We start from the raw sequence: 15954 nt of genomic DNA on the forward strand, positions 1-15954 counted from the left end.
GGTCGCGATTCCGCTAAAATCGGGCCATGCGCACCACTTCCCAACCGACCGCCCTGGCCTTGTCGCCTTTCGTCCGCCGCGCCCGTTGCATCCGCCGCGCGCCGCGCCCGTCCGTTTCGTTCCGGATGGCAGCCCGATGAACCACGCCACCCCGCCGGATTTCGACTCGGCCGCCTTTCGCCAGGCGCTCGGGCAGTTCGCGACCGGCGTCACTGTCATCACGACGCGTGCCCCGTCCGGGCAGCTGATCGGCATCACCGCGAGTTCGTTCAACTCGGTATCGCTCGACCCGCCGCTCGTGCTGTGGAGCCTCGCGCACAAATCGGCGTCGACCGCGGTGTTCCGCAACAACAGCCATTACGTGGTGAACGTGCTCGCGGCGTCACAGCTCGACCTGTGCAAGCGCTTCTCGACCTACAAGGGCGACCGCTTCGAAGGGATCGCGCACGCGGCCGGCAACTCGGGCATGCCGGTGCTCGACGGCGCGCTCGCGTGGTTCGAATGCCATAACCGCAGCCGCTACGACGAAGGCGACCACGTGATCTTCGTCGGCGAAGTGGAACGCTGCGGCGTGCGGGCCGCGTCGGATGCCGCAGCACCGCTCGTGTTCCACGGCGGCGGCTTCCACGGCCTCACACCGCTTTGATCGCCCCCATGCGCGCCAGCCCGACCGGCGCGCCCGCTTCGTCCTTCAGCGTCTGCAGCACGATGTTCGAACGGATGTCCATCACGCCCGGCGCCTTGTAGAGCCGGTTCAGCACGAAATCCGAGTAGTGCTTGAGGTTGTGCGCGAGCACCCGCAGCAGATAGTGGCTCTCGCCCGTCACGACGAACGCGCCGACCACCTCCGGCCATTCGCGCAGCGCTTCCGCGAAGCGCTCGTGCCATTGATTCTCTTCGTTGCGCATCGACACCTGCACGAACGCCTCGAGCTCGAAGCCGAGCTTCTCGCGGCTCAGGCACGCGCGATAGTGCTCGATCACGCCCTGCTCCTCGAGCAGGCGCATCCGGCGCAGACAGGCGGACGGCGAAAGCGATATCCGTTCCGCCAGGTCGAGATTGCTGATTCTGCCCTCCTCCTGCAGTACCGCCAGAATCCGGCAGTCGGTGGCATCGAGCGTGATCGCGTGCATTTTTGGTCCCCGTTTTCCCTCTGAGTCGAATTATCTGCCAATCGGGCGGATTGTCCATGTTTATTTCGCAAGCACTTTCTGCGAGCGTCCACCTATCATTCGAAGCATCGATTCACCGCTTCGTCATGCCATGGACACACTCTGGGACATCTCGCCACCCGTCAGCCCCGCCACCCCCGTGTGGCCGGGCGACACGCCGGTTTCCGTCGAACGCGTCTGGCGGATGGAGGCCGGCTCGCCGGTCAACGTCGCGCGTCTGACGCTGTCGCCGCACACGGGCGCGCACTGCGACGCGCCGCTCCACTACGACGCCGACGGCGCACCGATCGGCGCGGTGCCGCTCGACACCTATCTCGGCCCGTGCCGCGTGATCCACTGCATCGGCGCGTCGCCGGTCGTGCGCCCGGCCGACCTCGACGCCGCGCTGGACGGCGTGCCGCCGCGCGTGCTGCTGCGCACCTATGCGCGCGCCAGCGTCGAGCAATGGGACAGCGGCTTCTGCGCGGTCGCGCCCGAAACCGTCGACCTGCTCGCCGCGCGCGGCGTGAAGCTGATCGGCATCGACACGCCGTCGCTCGACCCGCAGGAGTCGAAGACCATGGATGCGCATCACCGCGTGCGCGCGCATCGGATGGCGATCCTCGAAGGGATCGTGCTCGACGACGTGCCGCCCGGCGACTACGAACTGATCGCGCTGCCGCTGAAGTTCGCGACGCTCGACGCGAGCCCCGTGCGTGCGGTGCTGCGCGCGCTGCCCGGCCGATCCTCCTGATTCACCGAACCACTGACCCGAGAACCACTGACCCGACATCATGATCAAGACCCGTGAAGACGCGCTCGCCCTCGACCGCGACGACCCGCTCGCCCCGCTGCGCGACCAGTTCGCGCTGCCCGACGGCGTGATCTATCTCGACGGCAACTCGCTCGGCGCGCAGCCGCGCGCGTCGGCCGCCCGCGCGCAACAGGTGATCGGCGCCGAATGGGGCGAAGGCCTGATCCGCAGCTGGAACACCGCCGGCTGGTTCGCGCTGCCGCGCCGCCTCGGCGACAAGCTCGCGACGCTGATCGGCGGTGCCCCCGGCGAGACCGTCGTGACCGACACCATCTCGATCAACCTGTTCAAGCTGCTGTCGGCGATGCTGCGCCATCAGGCCGAGCGCGCGCCGGAACGCCGCGTGATCGTGTCGGAGCGCTCGAACTTCCCGACCGACCTGTACATCGCGCAAGGGCTGATCGAACAGCTCGGCGGCGGCTATGAACTGCGCCTGATCGACGATCCGGCGGACCTGCCCGACGCGCTCGGCGCGGACACGGCCGTCGCGATGATCACGCACGTGAACTACCGCACCGGCTACATGCACGACATGCCGGCCGTCACGCAGCTCGTGCACGACGCGGGCGCGCTGATGCTGTGGGATCTCGCGCATTCGGCCGGCGCGGTGCCGGTCGACCTGAACGGCGCGCGTGCGGACGGCGCGGTCGGTTGCACGTACAAGTATCTGAACGGCGGCCCCGGTTCGCCGGCGTTCGTGTGGGTGCCGCACCGTCATCATGCGCACTTCTCGCAGCCGCTGTCGGGCTGGTGGGGCCATCGCGCGCCGTTCGCGATGCAGCCGGACTTCGCGCCCGATCCGGGCATCGCGCGCTTCCTCTGCGGCACGCAGCCGATGGTGTCGATGTCGATGGTCGAATGCGGGCTCGACGTGTTCCTGCAGACCGACATGCACGCGATCCGCCGCAAGTCGCTCGCGCTGACCGATGCGTTCATCGCGCTCGTCGAGGCACGCTGCGCGGGCCTGTCGCTGAAGCTCGTCACGCCGCGCGCGCCTCACCAGCGCGGCTCGCAGGCGAGCTTCGAGCATCCGCACGGCTACGAGGTGATGCAGGCGCTGATCGCGCGCGGCGTGATCGGCGACTACCGCGAGCCGTATGTGCTGCGCTTCGGCTTCACGCCGCTCTATACGCGCTTCGTCGACGTGTGGGATGCCGTCGAGACGCTGCGCGACATCCTGGCCACCGATGCGTGGAAGGCGCCCGAGTTCGCCGAGCGCGGCGCGGTGACCTGACCGGCTTTTTGGCCGGCGCGCGCCGCGATGACATGCGGATTGCGCGCCGCGCCCCCGTCATTCAATTCTGGAGAGAGTCGTGAATTCTGGTCATATGCAGCCACCCGGCGACGATGCGCCGGCGGGCTGCCCGTTCTCGGGCGCACGCGCGACCCAACCGGCACACGAAGCACCGCACGTGCCGGGCGATGCCTCGGGCGAAGCCGGCTGGCACAACGCGCAGCTCGATTTCTCGAAGTCGATGAGCTACGGCGACTACCTGTCGCTGAATTCGATCCTCGACGCGCAGCATCCGCTGTCGCCCGATCACAACGAGATGCTGTTCATCATCCAGCATCAGACGAGCGAGCTGTGGATGAAGCTCGCGCTGTTCGAATTGCGCGGCGCGCTCGACGCGGTGCGCGGCGACGCGCTGCCGCCCGCGTTCAAGATGCTCGCGCGCGTGTCGCGCATTCTCGAGCAGCTCGTGCAGGCGTGGAGCGTACTGTCGACGATGACGCCGTCCGAGTATTCGGCGATGCGGCCGTACCTCGGCCAGTCGTCGGGCTTCCAGTCGTATCAGTACCGGCAGCTCGAATTCCTGCTCGGCAACAAGAACGTGCAGATGCTGCAGCCGCATGCGCACCGGCCCGACATCCTCGAACAGGTGCGCGCGACGCTCGAGGCGCCGTCGTTCTATGACGAGGTCGTGCGCCTGCTCGCGCGGCGCGGTTTCCCGATCGCACCCGAGCGGCTCGAGCGCGACTGGACGCAGCCGATGCGGCACGACGAAACCGTCGAAGCCGCGTGGCTCGAGGTCTACCGTCACCCGCAGCAGCACTGGGAGCTCTACGAGATGGCCGAGGAGCTCGTCGATCTCGAGGACGCGTTCCGCCAGTGGCGCTTCCGTCACGTGACGACCGTCGAGCGCATCATCGGCTTCAAGCAGGGCACCGGCGGCACGAGCGGCGCGCCGTATCTGCGCAAGATGCTCGACGTCGTGCTGTTCCCCGAGCTCTGGCACGTGCGAACCACGCTGTAACGCGCTCGTGCATCATGCGCCCGCGCGTCACGACGACGTGCGGGCCATTTTGTCCGGCGCACGCGCGCCGACACCGACGAGACTCCGACGTTCCGCTGGCGAGCGCATAGCCATTTCGTTGCGGCACCGCACAATCGTTCGACCGCAGACGTGCTGGCTTCCATACGCGCCGGCTCGCCCTTTTCGACATCGCGTCGAGACGCGTTCGGTCACACGCCGAAGCGTCTCGCCGTGGCACGCACGTCTGCCGCGTTCCGCGACCACCACCATGGGATCCTGCCGGGGCCGGCCGGCAAGCTGCTCGACGAACTCGTCGCGCTCACGCGCGAAGGGCGCTGATACCGCCCCCCCTTCGCGCCCCGCATTCGCGCCGCCGTGCGCGCCCGCCGCGCGCGCCGCCGCAGCGCACCATCGAAATGCCGTGTCCCCGCCTTGACTTTCGCTCGCCCGAATACGATCATTCGCTCACACAAAGAGCAAATGATCGTATTCGACAGGAAAGACTGGCACGAACAGGAGACACCGGATGAGCGAATCGTCCTCCGCCCGCGCGCCCGTGCTGCTGCACATCGGCGCGGGCTCGTTCCACCGCGCGCACCAGGCGTGGTATCTGCATCGCGTGAACGCGGCCGTGCCGGCCGACGAACGCTGGTCGCTGACCGTCGGCAACATCCGCGACGACATGCGCGCGACGATGGACGCGCTCGCCGCGCAGCACGGCGCGTACACGCTCGAAACCGTCACGCCGCAGGGCGAACGCGCATACGAGACGGTCCGCGCGATCTCGCGCGTGCTGCCGTGGTCGATCGACCTCGCCGCGCTGATCGACGCCGGCGCCGACCCGGCCTGCCGGATCGTGTCGTTCACCGTGACCGAAGGCGGCTACTACCTCGACGAACACAACCGGCTCGACCTCGCGAACGCCGATCTCGCGGCCGACCTGCAGGGCGCGCGCACGACGCTGTACGGCGCGCTCGCGGCGCTGCTCGTCGAGCGCGTGAAGCGCGGCGCGGGCCCGCTCACGCTGCAGAGCTGCGACAACCTGCGCAACAACGGCGCGCGCTTTCGCGCGGGCATGCGCGAATTTCTCGAACGGCGCGGAGAGGACGGCCTGCTCGCATGGTTCGATGCGAACGTCGCGACGCCGAGCGCGATGGTCGACCGCATCACGCCGCGCCCGACGGCCGACGTGCGCGAACGCGTGCGCGCGGCCACCGGCGTCGACGACGCATGCCCCGTGATGGGCGAATCGTTCATCCAGTGGGTGATCGAGGACCGCTTCGCGGCCGGCCGGCCGCGCTGGGAGCTGGCCGGCGCGGAGCTGGTCGACGACGTGCACCCGTACGAGGAAGCGAAGATCCGCATCCTCAACGCGACGCACAGCTGCATCGCGTGGGCCGGCACGCTCACGGGCTACACGTACATCCACGAGGGCACGCACGACGCGGCGATCCGCCGGTTCGCGCACGACTACGTGACGCAGGACGTGATCCCGTGTCTCAGCCCGAGCCCGCTCGATCTCGGACGCTACCGCGACGTCGTGCTCGAACGCTTCGGCAACCCGTACGTGCTCGACACGAACCAGCGCGTCGCGGCCGACGGCTTCTCGAAGATTCCCGGCTTCATCGCGCCGACGCTCGCCGAATCGCTCACACGCGGCGCGGCGCCGGTCGCGACCGCCGTGTTGCCGGCGCTGTTCCTGCGCTTTCTCGAACGCTGGGCGCGCGGCTTGCTGCCGTATGCGTACCAGGACGGCGTGATGGACGACGGCGCCGCGCGCGCGATCGTCGAAGCCGACGACCCGGTCGTCGCGCTGTGCGCGAGCCGCGCGCTGTGGGGCTCGCTCGCCGGCAACGCGGCGCTGTTCGACGCGCTGCGCGCCGGGCTCGCACGCGTCGACGCATGGCTCGCGCAGCGCTGACGCGCGACGGCCGACAGCCTCGCAACCGGCCGCCGCGAGCGGCCGCGCATCCGGGCGAACCTGCGTTGGCAGGTGCGCGTGCGTGCGGCTAAAGTAGCGGCTCCTCACTGACGGAACGGATCGCTCATGTATCTCGGCATCGACCTCGGCACCTCGGAAGTGAAGGTGCTGCTGCTTGCCCCGGATGGCACGGTGGTCGGCACCGCGGGCACGCCGTTCAGCGTGTCGCGGCCGCACCCGCGCTGGGCGGAACAGCATCCGGACGACTGGTGGCGCGGCACGCTCGCCGCGCTCGCGGCGCTGCGCGAGCGGCATCCGCACGCATTCGCGCAGGTGCGCGGGATCGGCCTGTCGGGCCAGATGCACGGCGCGGTGCTGCTCGGCCGCGACGACCGCGTGCTGCGCCCCGCGATCCTGTGGAACGACATGCGCAGCGCCGACGAATGCGCGCTGCTCACCGAACGCGCCCCCGATCTGCACGCGCTCGCCGGCAACCTGGCGATGCCAGGCTTCACCGCGCCGAAACTGCTGTGGGTCGCGAAGCACGAGCCCGACGTGTTCGCGGCGACCGCGTGCGTGCTGATGCCGAAGGACTACCTGCGTTTCCGTCTCACCGGCGCGAAGGTGTCCGACCCGTCCGACGCGGCCGGCACGCTGTGGCTCGACGTCGCGCGCCGCGACTGGTCCGACGCGCTGCTCGCCGCGTGCGACATGACGCGTGGGCAGATGCCGCGCATCGTCGAAGGCAACGCGCCGTCCGGCACGCTGCGCGCGGATCTCGCGCGCGAGCTCGGGCTGTCGGAGGCCGTCGTGGTGGCGGGCGGCGGCGGCGACAACGCGACCAGCGCGCTCGGCATCGGCGCGATCCACGCGGGCGACGGCTTCGTGTCGCTCGGCACGTCGGGCGTGCTGAGCGTGGTCGGCGACCGCTTCATGCCGAACTCCGCATCGGCCGTGCATGCGTTCTGCCACGCGATTCCCGATCGCTGGCAACTGATGAGCGTCGTGCTGTCGGCCGCGAGCTGCCTGCGCTGGGTCTGCAAGCTGACGGGCACGGACGAGCCGGCGCTGCTCGCCGAAATCGAGGCGCTCGACGCGGACGCGCTCGCGACGGCGCCGCTGTTCCTGCCGTACCTGTCCGGCGAACGCACGCCGCACAACGATCCTTACGCGCAGGGCGTGTTCTTCGGGATGACGCATGCGACCGAACGCGCGCACCTCGGCTACGCGGTGCTCGAAGGCGTGACGCTCGGCCTCGCGGACGGCCTCGACGCGCTGCATGCGGCCGGCGTCGAAACCGACCGCCTGTCGCTGATCGGCGGCGGCGCGCGCAGCGCGTTCTGGGCGCAGCTGATCGCCGACGCGCTGAACGTGCGCACGTGCCAGCACGGCGGCGGCGAAACCGGTGCGGCGCTCGGCGCCGCGCGCCTGGGCTGGCTCGCCGTCGGCGGCGATCCGCATGCCGTGCTGACCAAGCCGCCGGTGCGCGCCGAATACGCGCCGGATGCCGGCCGCCATGCGCTGCTGCGCGAGCGCCTCGACGCGTTCCGCGCGCTGTATCGCCACGTGCGCCCGCTTTACGAACCGTCGCGCGCGCGGCTCGCGTAAGCGGCGACGCGCAGCGGCCGGCGGCCGCGCATCCGGCATGCGTTACAGTGGATGCCGTTGCGCCGCCCGACGGCCGACCCAGATCCGAACCGAACCGCTATCGTGTCCAAGTCCTCAGAAAAACTCGATCTCGCCACGCGCGCCGCGTGGCTCTACTACGTCGCGGGCGACACGCAGAACGAAATCGCCGAGAAGCTGCAGGTATCGCGCCCGGTCGCTCAGCGCCTCGTCGCGTTCGCGGTCGAGAAGAACCTGATCCGCGTGCGCGTCGATCATCAGCTCGCCGATTGTCTCGACCTCGGCGCGCAGCTGTCGAAGCGCTACGGGCTCGCGATGTGCGAAGTCGTGCCCGTCGACGCCGACGCGCCCGAAGCGATCGACCGCAAGCTCGCGGTCGCCGGCGCGCAGGTGATGGAGCGCTATCTGAACGAGACGCGGCCGATGGTGATCGCCGTCAGCAGCGGCCGGACGCTGAAGGCCGCGGTCGCGCAGATCGCGCAGATCGAGCGGCCGCAGCACCGGCTCGTGTCGATGGTCGGCGCGATCGCGGCCGACGGCTCGTCGAACCGCTACGACGTCGCGCAGTACATCTCCGAGAAAACCGGCGGCAAGCACTTCCTGCTGCCCGCGCCGCTGTTCGCCGACAGCGACGCCGAGCGCGCGCAATGGTGCAATCACCGGCTGTACCGGATCGTCGACGCGCTGTCGGCGCAGGCCGATGTCGCGTTCGTCGGGATCGGCAACATCGGCCCGCACTGCCCGCTCTACGAGGACGGCTTCATCACCGAACAGGAACGCGACGAGATGACCGCGCTCGGCGCGGTGGCCGAACTGCTCGGCGTGCCGATCGATGCGCAGGGCAAGCTGGTCGACGTGTCGACCAGCGCGCGCGTGACGAGCGTCGCGCTCGACGCGCCGCCGAAGCGCCCGACGATCGCGTTCGCGGGCGGCCCGAAGAAGCGCGACGCCGTGATCGCCGCGCTGCGCGGCGGCTGGCTGTCGGGGCTCGTCACCGACGAGACCTGCGCGCGCGCGGCACTCGAGGCGAAGGCGGCCTGACGCCGCCCAACGCTCACGCGGCCGCGCGCGGCGCCGGAAACGCGTGCCGGCGCGCGCGCCACGCACCGATCCACGCCGCCGCCAGCAGCGCGACGAGCACCCACGGAATCGCCCCCGCACCCGTCGCGCCGAGCAGCATCCCGCCCGCGATGCCGCCGCCCGCGATCGCCAGATTCCACACCGTCACGAGCATCGACTGCGCGACATCGGCCGCGTCGCCCGCCGCGTTCGCGGCAGCCGTCTGGAACAGTGTCGGCGCGCCGCCGAACGCGAGCCCCCACAGCGCGACGCCCGCATACACGATCGTCATGCCGGACCCGGCGCCGAGCATCGCCGCCGCAAGCGCGAACAGCGCGATGCTCGCGAGCGTCAGCCGCCGCTGCGCGGCGCCGATCCATGCGCCCGTCAGTGCAATGCCGACCAGCGACGCGACGCCGAACACGAACAGCACCGCATCGACCTGCGCGCCCATCCGCACGCCCGCGAGGAACGGCGCGACGTACGTGTACAGCATGTTGTGCGCAAGCACGTACGCGAACATCACGACCAGCACCGGCCGCACGCCGGGCAGCGCGAACACGCGGCGCACCGGCGCGCGCGCGCCGGCCTGCTGCCCCGGAAAGTCGGGCACGCGCAGCCGGATCCAGCCGATCAGCGCGAGCGCCGCGACCGTGATGCCCGCGAACGCGACGCGCCAGCCGAACATCGCGCCGAGCGCGGTGCCGGCCGGAATGCCGATCGACATCGCGACCGGCGCGCCGAGCATCGCGACCGCGATCGCCCGGCCGCGCAACGAAGCGTCGACCATCCGGCTCGCGTAGCCCGCCAGCAGCGCCCACAGCAGCCCGGCCGACATGCCGGCGACGAAGCGCGCGGCGAGCGTGAGCGCGTAGTACGGCGACGCGGCCGTCAGCGCGTTCGACACGACGAACCCGGCGAGCGCCGCGAGCAGCAGCCGGCGTCTGCGCATCGCGCGCGTCGCGGCGACGAGCGGAATCGCCGCGACGATCGAGCCAAGCGCATAGACGGTCACGAGCTGGCCGATCAGCGCCTCGGTCACGCGCAGGTCGACGCTCATCAACGGGAGGAGGCCGGCCGGCGACGCTTCGGTGAGGATCGTGATGAACCCGGCGGTCGCGAGCGCCAGCAGGTTCGCAACCGGCAAGCCTTCGCGCACCGGCGCGGACAATTCGGACGCCGGGTCGGCGATACGGTCGGACACGCGATCGGAAACGGCTACGCACTCGCTCATGTCGCGCTCCGTTCGTCGACGCCGTACACCGCATCGCGCACGTCGGTGACGAAACGCCCGTGCATCCCTTCGTACAACGTATTGGTCAGCGCGACGACCGTCAGCTCGGCCGCGCGATCGACGAACCACGCATGCCCGTATGCACCGCCCCAGCGCCACGTGCCGACCGACTCCGGCGACTGCGCGGCCGCCGGATCGCGCAGCACCGAAAGACCCAGCCCGAAGCCGAATCCCGGCGCGTCCGGCAGGTCGTGCGCGCCCGGCTGCACACGCGCCATCTCGTCGATCCAGCGGCGCGCGAGCCAGCCGTCGCGGCCGGTGCGCAACGTCTCGAGCAGCGTCAGGCAGTCGCGCGCGGTGCCGACCATCCCCGCCCCGCCCGACGGCCACGCGGCCGCGTCGAACGCGCGCGCCGGCGCGAAGCGGATGCCGACCGTGCCGTCGTACACCGGCGCGAGATCGTCGTCGGCCATCCGCCGCGGCGCGCCCGGCGTGCTCACGTACGGCGTCGCGAAGCGCGCCGCATCGCGTGAGAAAAACGCGGTGTCCGTCATCCCGAGCGGCGTCGTGACGTGCGCGGCCACGGCGTCGGCGAGCGGCCTGCCGTCAACCGCCTCGATCAGCGCGCCGACCACGTCGGTCGCGAGCGAGTAATCCCACGACGTGCCGGGCACGAACCGCAGCGGCACGCCTGCGATGCGCCGCACGTTCTCCGCGAGCGACAGGTCCGCGCGGTCCATCCCGTCGGACACGCCGGCACGCGCATACGGGCCGTCGGCGTCGGCTTCGAGGAAGCGATAGCCGAGCCCGGCCGTATGCGACAGCAGATGACGCAACGTGATGTCGGCCGGCGTGCCGTCGGCCAGCGTCGGCCGGAACGCGGGTAGCCAGCGCGCGACCGGCTCGTCGAGTTCGATGCGTGCCGCCGCGACCAGCCGCATCGCGGCGGCCGTCACGATCGGCTTCGATACCGACGCGAGCCGGAACAGCGTGTCCTCCCGCATCGGCGTGCCGGCCTCGCGATCGGCGAGACCGGCCGCGCGCGCGTAGCGAAGCTCGCCGTCGCGGGCGACCAGCACGACCGCGCCGACCACGCGCGCGTCGGCCAGCGCGCGGTCGAGCGCGGCATCGAGGCGCTCGGGCAGCGCGACATCCGGTTCGGCGCGATGAGCGGAGACAGGCAGGGATGACATGGCGTGACCTCGAAGAGAGAAGGAACGCCCATCGTAGGGAACCGGCGCAGGAAGAAAAACCGGGTTAGAGTTCCGGACACTCCGGACGTCGATGTCCGCAATCGGGAACGTGCATGGAAAATCTTGGCGGTTTCGTCGTGTTCGTCCAGGTCGCGGAAACGCGCAGTTTCGTCGCGGCCGGCCGCGCGCTCGGGTTGTCGGCGTCCGCGATCGGCAAGCGCATCGCGCGGCTCGAGGCCCGGCTGAACGTGCGGCTCTTCCACCGCAGCACACGCAGCATCACGCTGACCGCGGAAGGCACGCGCTTCCTGGAACGGTGTCGGCGCGTGATCGCCGAGATCGACGCGGCCGAGCAGGAACTGACGCACAGCGCCGAAGCGCCGCGCGGGCGCTTGCGCGTGAGCCTGCCGACGATCGGCACGCTGCTGCTGCCGCTGCTCGCCGATTTCATGGCCGCGTATCCGGAGATCGAACTCGACATCGATTTCAGCGACCGCCTCGTCGACGTCGTCGAAGAAGGCTTCGACGCGGTGCTGCGCACCGGCCGGCCGACGGATTCGCGACTGTCGTCGCGGTTGCTCGGCCATTTCCGGCAGCACCTCGTCGCGTCGCCCGGCTATCTCGAACGGCACGGCGCGCCGCGCACGCCGGCCGATCTCGCCCGGCATCGCTGCCTGCACTACCGTTTCCCGAGCAGCGGCAAGCTCGAGACCTGGCCGTTGCGCGCATCGCGCTCGGGCACGCCGCCGGTGGTGCCCGTCTCGATGGTCAGCAACAACGCCGAGACCCGCCTGTGCTTCGCCCAGCGCGGGCTCGGCATCGCGTGCCTGCCCGAATTCTTCGTGCGCGACGCGCTCGACGACGGCACGCTGCATGCAGTGCTCGACGAATACGTCGCGAGCCGCACGCCGATCTACGTCCTGTGGCCGTCAGGGCGCCATCCGACGCCGAAACTGCGCGCCTTCGTCGATTACATGGTCGCGCACCTGCGCATCTGACCGCGCCCGGCCGTCACGCCGCCTTCGCGTGCGGGCTCAGCCGGCGCAGCGCCTGTCCGTGTTCGTCGAACAGGTGGCAGTGCTCGGCCTGCGCATGCACGTGCAGCGCCTCGCCGGTGCGGTACGTGTCGAGCGGCGGAATCCGCGCGATCAGCCCGTCCGGCGCGACGGCCGACTCCGCGTACAGATACGCGGCATCGCCGAGCGATTCGACGGCCATCGTCCGCGCGGCGACGCCGGTTGCCGCCTGCGCCACCATCAGATGCTCGGGCCGCACGCCGACGGTCACCGCCGCGCCGCGCTGCAACCCGGCCGCATCGACCGCGACGCGCTGCGTCTCGCCGCTGCCGAAGCGCACCAGCACGCCGGTCGCATCGGTCGACTCGACCGTGCCCGTCAGGAAATTCATCTTCGGCGAGCCGATGAAGCCCGCGACGAACTGGTTGGCCGGCGCGTGGTACAGCGCGTTCGGCGTGCCGACCTGCTGCACCGCGCCGCCCGACAGCACGACGATCTTGTCGGCGAGCGTCATCGCCTCGACCTGGTCGTGCGTCACGTAGATCATCGTCGTCTTCAGCTCGTCGTGCAGCCGCGCGAATTCCAGCCGCATCTTCACGCGCAGCGCCGCGTCGAGGTTCGACAACGGCTCGTCGAACAGAAACACCTTCGGCTTGCGCGTGATCGCGCGGCCGATCGCGACGCGCTGCCGCTGGCCGCCCGACAGCTGCTTCGGCTTGCGGTCAAGCAGGTGATCGATGTGCAGGATCTTCGCGGCCTGCTTCACCGCCTGGTCGATCTCGGGCTTCTTCGCGCCGGCGAGCTTCAGGCCGAACGCCATGTTGTCGTACAACGTCATGTGCGGGTACAGCGCATACGACTGGAACACCATCGCGATGCCGCGCTTCGCGCTCGGCACGTCGTTGACCTTCGCGCCGTCGATCAGCAGGTCGCCGCTCGAGATGTCCTCGAGCCCGGCGATCATCCGCATCAGCGTGGATTTGCCGCAGCCGCTCGGCCCGACGAACACGACGAATTCGCCGTCGGCGATGTCGAGGTTCACGTTGCGCAGCACTTCGGTGTCGTCGTAGCGCTTCGCGATGTTGCGCAGGAGCACGCTTGCCATGATCTGTCTCCGTTCATTCGTGATGCGCCGCGTTCGATGCGGCGCGATCGTTCGTGGTACTAGTTCGGCAGCACGGCGCCGGTCGCCTGCCAGCGCGCGACGTAGCCGGGCAGCTCGTGCATGTCGTCGAATACGTGACGCGCGCCGATCCCGCGCAGCGCGTCGATCTGCGCGGCCGACGCATGCCCGCCGCCGATGAAGCCGAGCACGGTCATGCCGGCCGCGGCAGCTGCGGTGATGCCGGTCACGCTGTCCTCGACGACGAGGCATTGCGCGGGCACCGCGCCGAGCGCGCGTGCGGCCGCGAGATACACGTCGGGCGCGGGCTTCGGCCTCGCGACGGCGTCCGCGCAGAACAGCCGGTCGCCGAAGAAGCGCGCGAGGCCGGTGCGGGTGAGCGCCGCCTCGACGTATGCGCGGTAGCTGTTGCTCGCGCATGCCGTCGTCAGACCGATCGCGGCGAGTGCCGTATCGATGCCGGCGACCATCGGCGCGTTGACGGCCGCCGCCTCGACCGCGCGGCGGATCGCGTCGACGTCGCCCGCCGTCAGCGTGCGGCCGACCGCCTCGCTCGCGCCGGCCAGCACGCGCTCGATGCGCAGCCCGAGCAGCGGCATTACCGCCGGCCGCGCGTCGACGCCCGGCCAGCGCGCGTCCAGCTCGCGCACGATCACGTCGGCGGCGACGGCCTCGCTGTCGATCAGCACGCCGTCGCAATCGCAGATCAGCACGTTCATCCCGTGGCCGACCGCACCTTTTCCGCGCGCGCCTTCGCTGGCCGCGCTCATTTGACCGCCCCGAACGTGAGCCCGCGCACGAGCTGCTTCTGCGACAGCCAGCCGACGATCAGGATCGGCGCGACGGCCAGCAGGGAAGCCGCGGACAGCTTCGCCCAGAACAGCCCCTCGGGGCTCGAGTACGACGCGATGAACACGGTCAGCGGCGCGGCGTTCGAGCTCGACAGGTTGATGCTCCAGAACGCCTCGTTCCACGACAGGATCACGAGCAGGAGCGCGGTGGACGCGAGACCCGGCAGCGCCATCGGCATCAGCAGGTAGACGATCTCCTGCCACGTCGACGCGCCGTCGATGCGCCCGGCTTCGAGGATGTCCTTCGGGATCTCGTTGACATACGTGAAGGTCATCCAGACCGCGATCGGCAGGTTGATCAGCGTGTACACGATCACGAGGCCCGACACGGTATCGAGCAGCCCCGCGTTCTTCCACAGCAGGTAGATCGGCACGAGCACGCCGACCGACGGCATCATCTTGGTCGACAGCATCCACAGCAGCACCTTCTGCGTGCGGTGGTTCGGGAAGAACGCCATCGCGTAGGCCGCGGGCACGGCGAGCAGCAGCGAGATCACGGTGACGCCGGCCGAGATCAGCACCGAATTCCACGCGAACGCGAAGTAGTTGCTGCGCGCGAACACCTCGCGGAAGCTGTCGAGCGTCGGCATGAAGAACAGCGACGACGCGTACGCCTGCTGCTCGGTCTTGAACGCGGTGATCGCCATCCAGAAGATCGGGAAGAACAGCAGCAGCGCGAGCAGCCACGCGAGCGCGCCGGGCAGCGCACGCCGCACGAGGTCGAACGCGGCCGGCGCGCGCCGGCCTTCGAAAGTCAGGTCGCTCATTTCTCGTACTCCCCTTTCAGGTTGCGCGCGAGCATCCGCACCAGGAAGAACGACACGACGTTCGCGACCACGACGGCGATGATCCCGCCCGCGGATGCGAGGCCGACGTCGAACTGCTGCAGGCCGAGCGCATAGATCAGGTACGACAGGTTGGTCGTCGCGTTGCCGGGGCCGCCGCCCGTCGTCGTGTAGATCTCCGCGAAGATCGACAGCAGGAAGATCGTCTCCATCATCACGACCACGGCGATCGCGCGCTTCAGGTGCGGCAGCGTGATGTAGAAGAACATCGCGATCGCGCCCGCGCCGTCGATGCGCGCGGCTTCCTTCTGCTCCTGGTCGAGCGACTGGATCGCGGTGAACAGGATCAGGAACGCGAACGGCAGCCACTGCCACGCGACGATGATGATCACGGCGGTGAGCGGGTAGTCGGCGAACCAGTCGATCGGCGTCATCCCGAGCGCGCGCATCGCGTTCGCGACGAGCCCGTACACCGGATGCAGGATCATGTTCTTCCAGATCAGCGCGGCGACCGTCGGCATCACGAAGAACGGCGCGATCACGAGCAGGCGCGCCACGCCCTGCCCGTAGAACTTGCGGTCGAACAGCACGGCCATCAACACGCCGCCGACCACGGTGATCGCGAGCACCGCGCCGATCAGCACGAGCGTGTGCCAGATCGCGGGCAGGAACGACGGATCGGTCGCGAGGAAGCGGTAGTTGTCGAACCCGGCAAAGCCCTTCACGTCCGGGTTCAGCAGGTTGTAGCGCGAGAACGAATACCAGATCGTCATCGCGAGCGGGATCGACATCCACAGCAGCAGCACCGCGACGGACGGCGACACGAGCCAGCTGGCGCCGCCGCGCGCGCGGCGCGGCGCGCCCGGCGGCGACGACGCGTCGCCGACCGACGGCGCGTGGCTCAGGGGAAGACGTAAATGACGCAT

At 69.9% G+C, this 15954-nt stretch carries 15 protein-coding genes and 1 pseudogene; 9 read left to right on the forward strand and 7 right to left on the reverse strand.

The window, feature by feature from the left end:
• The first annotated feature begins 136 nt into the window (after positions 1–136).
• Entirely contained in the window at positions 137–646 is a 510-nt protein-coding gene (locus tag HWX25_RS25800) for a flavin reductase family protein (RefSeq protein ID WP_175911231.1), read from the forward strand.
• Here HWX25_RS25800 and HWX25_RS25805 read toward each other — a convergent pair.
• Positions 633–1133 (reverse strand): Lrp/AsnC family transcriptional regulator, encoded by a 501-nt coding sequence (locus tag HWX25_RS25805; RefSeq protein WP_044844460.1) that lies wholly within the window; start codon positions 1131–1133, stop codon positions 633–635. The two genes, HWX25_RS25800 and HWX25_RS25805, sit on opposite strands and share 14 nt — an antisense overlap.
• A 130-nt stretch (positions 1134–1263) precedes the next feature.
• Here HWX25_RS25805 and kynB point away from each other — a divergent pair, with 130 nt between their 5' ends.
• The 7 genes and pseudogenes from kynB (at position 1264) to HWX25_RS25840 (ending at position 8808) form a co-directional block, all read left to right on the forward strand.
• A complete protein-coding gene (gene kynB, locus HWX25_RS25810) occupies positions 1264–1905 on the forward strand; it encodes an arylformamidase (protein ID WP_175911233.1) in 642 nt (213 codons plus the stop codon).
• Between the two features lie 43 nt (positions 1906–1948).
• Positions 1949–3199 carry a kynureninase gene (kynU, locus tag HWX25_RS25815; RefSeq protein ID WP_175911288.1) on the forward strand — a complete coding sequence of 417 codons (1251 nt, stop codon included), beginning with the start codon at positions 1949–1951 and terminating at the stop codon, positions 3197–3199.
• Positions 3200–3293: 94 nt separating this feature from the next.
• Positions 3294–4220 (forward strand): tryptophan 2,3-dioxygenase, encoded by a 927-nt coding sequence (gene kynA, locus HWX25_RS25820; RefSeq protein ID WP_175911290.1) that lies wholly within the window; start codon positions 3294–3296, stop codon positions 4218–4220.
• A gap of 231 nt (positions 4221–4451) precedes the next feature.
• A pseudogene (locus tag HWX25_RS25825) lies at positions 4452–4559 on the forward strand (LysR family transcriptional regulator); the annotation flags it as partial.
• A gap of 187 nt (positions 4560–4746) precedes the next feature.
• On the forward strand, positions 4747–6141 hold the full coding sequence (dalD, locus tag HWX25_RS25830) for a D-arabinitol 4-dehydrogenase (protein ID WP_175911235.1): 1395 nt from the start codon (positions 4747–4749) through the stop codon (positions 6139–6141).
• Between the two features lie 126 nt (positions 6142–6267).
• Entirely contained in the window at positions 6268–7749 is a 1482-nt protein-coding gene (gene xylB / locus HWX25_RS25835) for a xylulokinase (protein ID WP_175911237.1), read from the forward strand.
• Between the two features lie 51 nt (positions 7750–7800).
• The gene (locus HWX25_RS25840) at positions 7801–8808 is read left to right on the forward strand and encodes a sugar-binding transcriptional regulator (RefSeq protein ID WP_175911239.1); all 1008 of its coding nucleotides are present in this window, start codon (positions 7801–7803) and stop codon (positions 8806–8808) included.
• A gap of 13 nt (positions 8809–8821) precedes the next feature.
• Here HWX25_RS25840 and HWX25_RS25845 read toward each other — a convergent pair whose 3' ends face one another.
• Entirely contained in the window at positions 8822–10060 is a 1239-nt protein-coding gene (locus HWX25_RS25845) for an MFS transporter (RefSeq protein WP_244138794.1), read from the reverse strand.
• A complete protein-coding gene (locus tag HWX25_RS25850; protein WP_175911241.1) occupies positions 10057–11253 on the reverse strand; it encodes a serine hydrolase domain-containing protein in 1197 nt (398 codons plus the stop codon). The genes HWX25_RS25845 and HWX25_RS25850 overlap by 4 nt, the downstream gene beginning before the upstream one ends.
• Positions 11254–11366: 113 nt before the next feature.
• Here HWX25_RS25850 and HWX25_RS25855 point away from each other — a divergent pair, with 113 nt between their 5' ends.
• On the forward strand, positions 11367–12251 hold the full coding sequence (locus HWX25_RS25855) for a LysR family transcriptional regulator (RefSeq protein WP_175911243.1): 885 nt from the start codon (positions 11367–11369) through the stop codon (positions 12249–12251).
• Positions 12252–12264: 13 nt separating this feature from the next.
• Here HWX25_RS25855 and ugpC read toward each other — a convergent pair whose 3' ends face one another.
• From ugpC to HWX25_RS25875, 4 genes are read right to left on the reverse strand one after another with little or no spacing between them, the layout of a single operon-like run.
• Positions 12265–13374 (reverse strand): sn-glycerol-3-phosphate ABC transporter ATP-binding protein UgpC, encoded by a 1110-nt coding sequence (gene ugpC, locus HWX25_RS25860; protein WP_059528326.1) that lies wholly within the window; start codon positions 13372–13374, stop codon positions 12265–12267.
• A gap of 59 nt (positions 13375–13433) precedes the next feature.
• On the reverse strand, positions 13434–14162 hold the full coding sequence (locus HWX25_RS25865; RefSeq protein WP_175911245.1) for an HAD family phosphatase: 729 nt from the start codon (positions 14160–14162) through the stop codon (positions 13434–13436).
• Positions 14159–15010: a carbohydrate ABC transporter permease gene (locus HWX25_RS25870; RefSeq protein ID WP_175911247.1), complete on the reverse strand. Its 852-nt coding sequence runs from the start codon at positions 15008–15010 to the stop codon at positions 14159–14161. Before HWX25_RS25870 ends, HWX25_RS25865 begins: the two co-directional genes overlap by 4 nt.
• Positions 15007–15954: a sugar ABC transporter permease gene (locus HWX25_RS25875; RefSeq protein ID WP_059527898.1), complete on the reverse strand. Its 948-nt coding sequence runs from the start codon at positions 15952–15954 to the stop codon at positions 15007–15009. The genes HWX25_RS25870 and HWX25_RS25875 overlap by 4 nt, the downstream gene beginning before the upstream one ends.

It is taken from the genome of Burkholderia sp. BCC1640 (assembly GCF_902833125.1).
Taxonomy (GTDB): domain Bacteria; phylum Pseudomonadota; class Gammaproteobacteria; order Burkholderiales; family Burkholderiaceae; genus Burkholderia; species Burkholderia diffusa.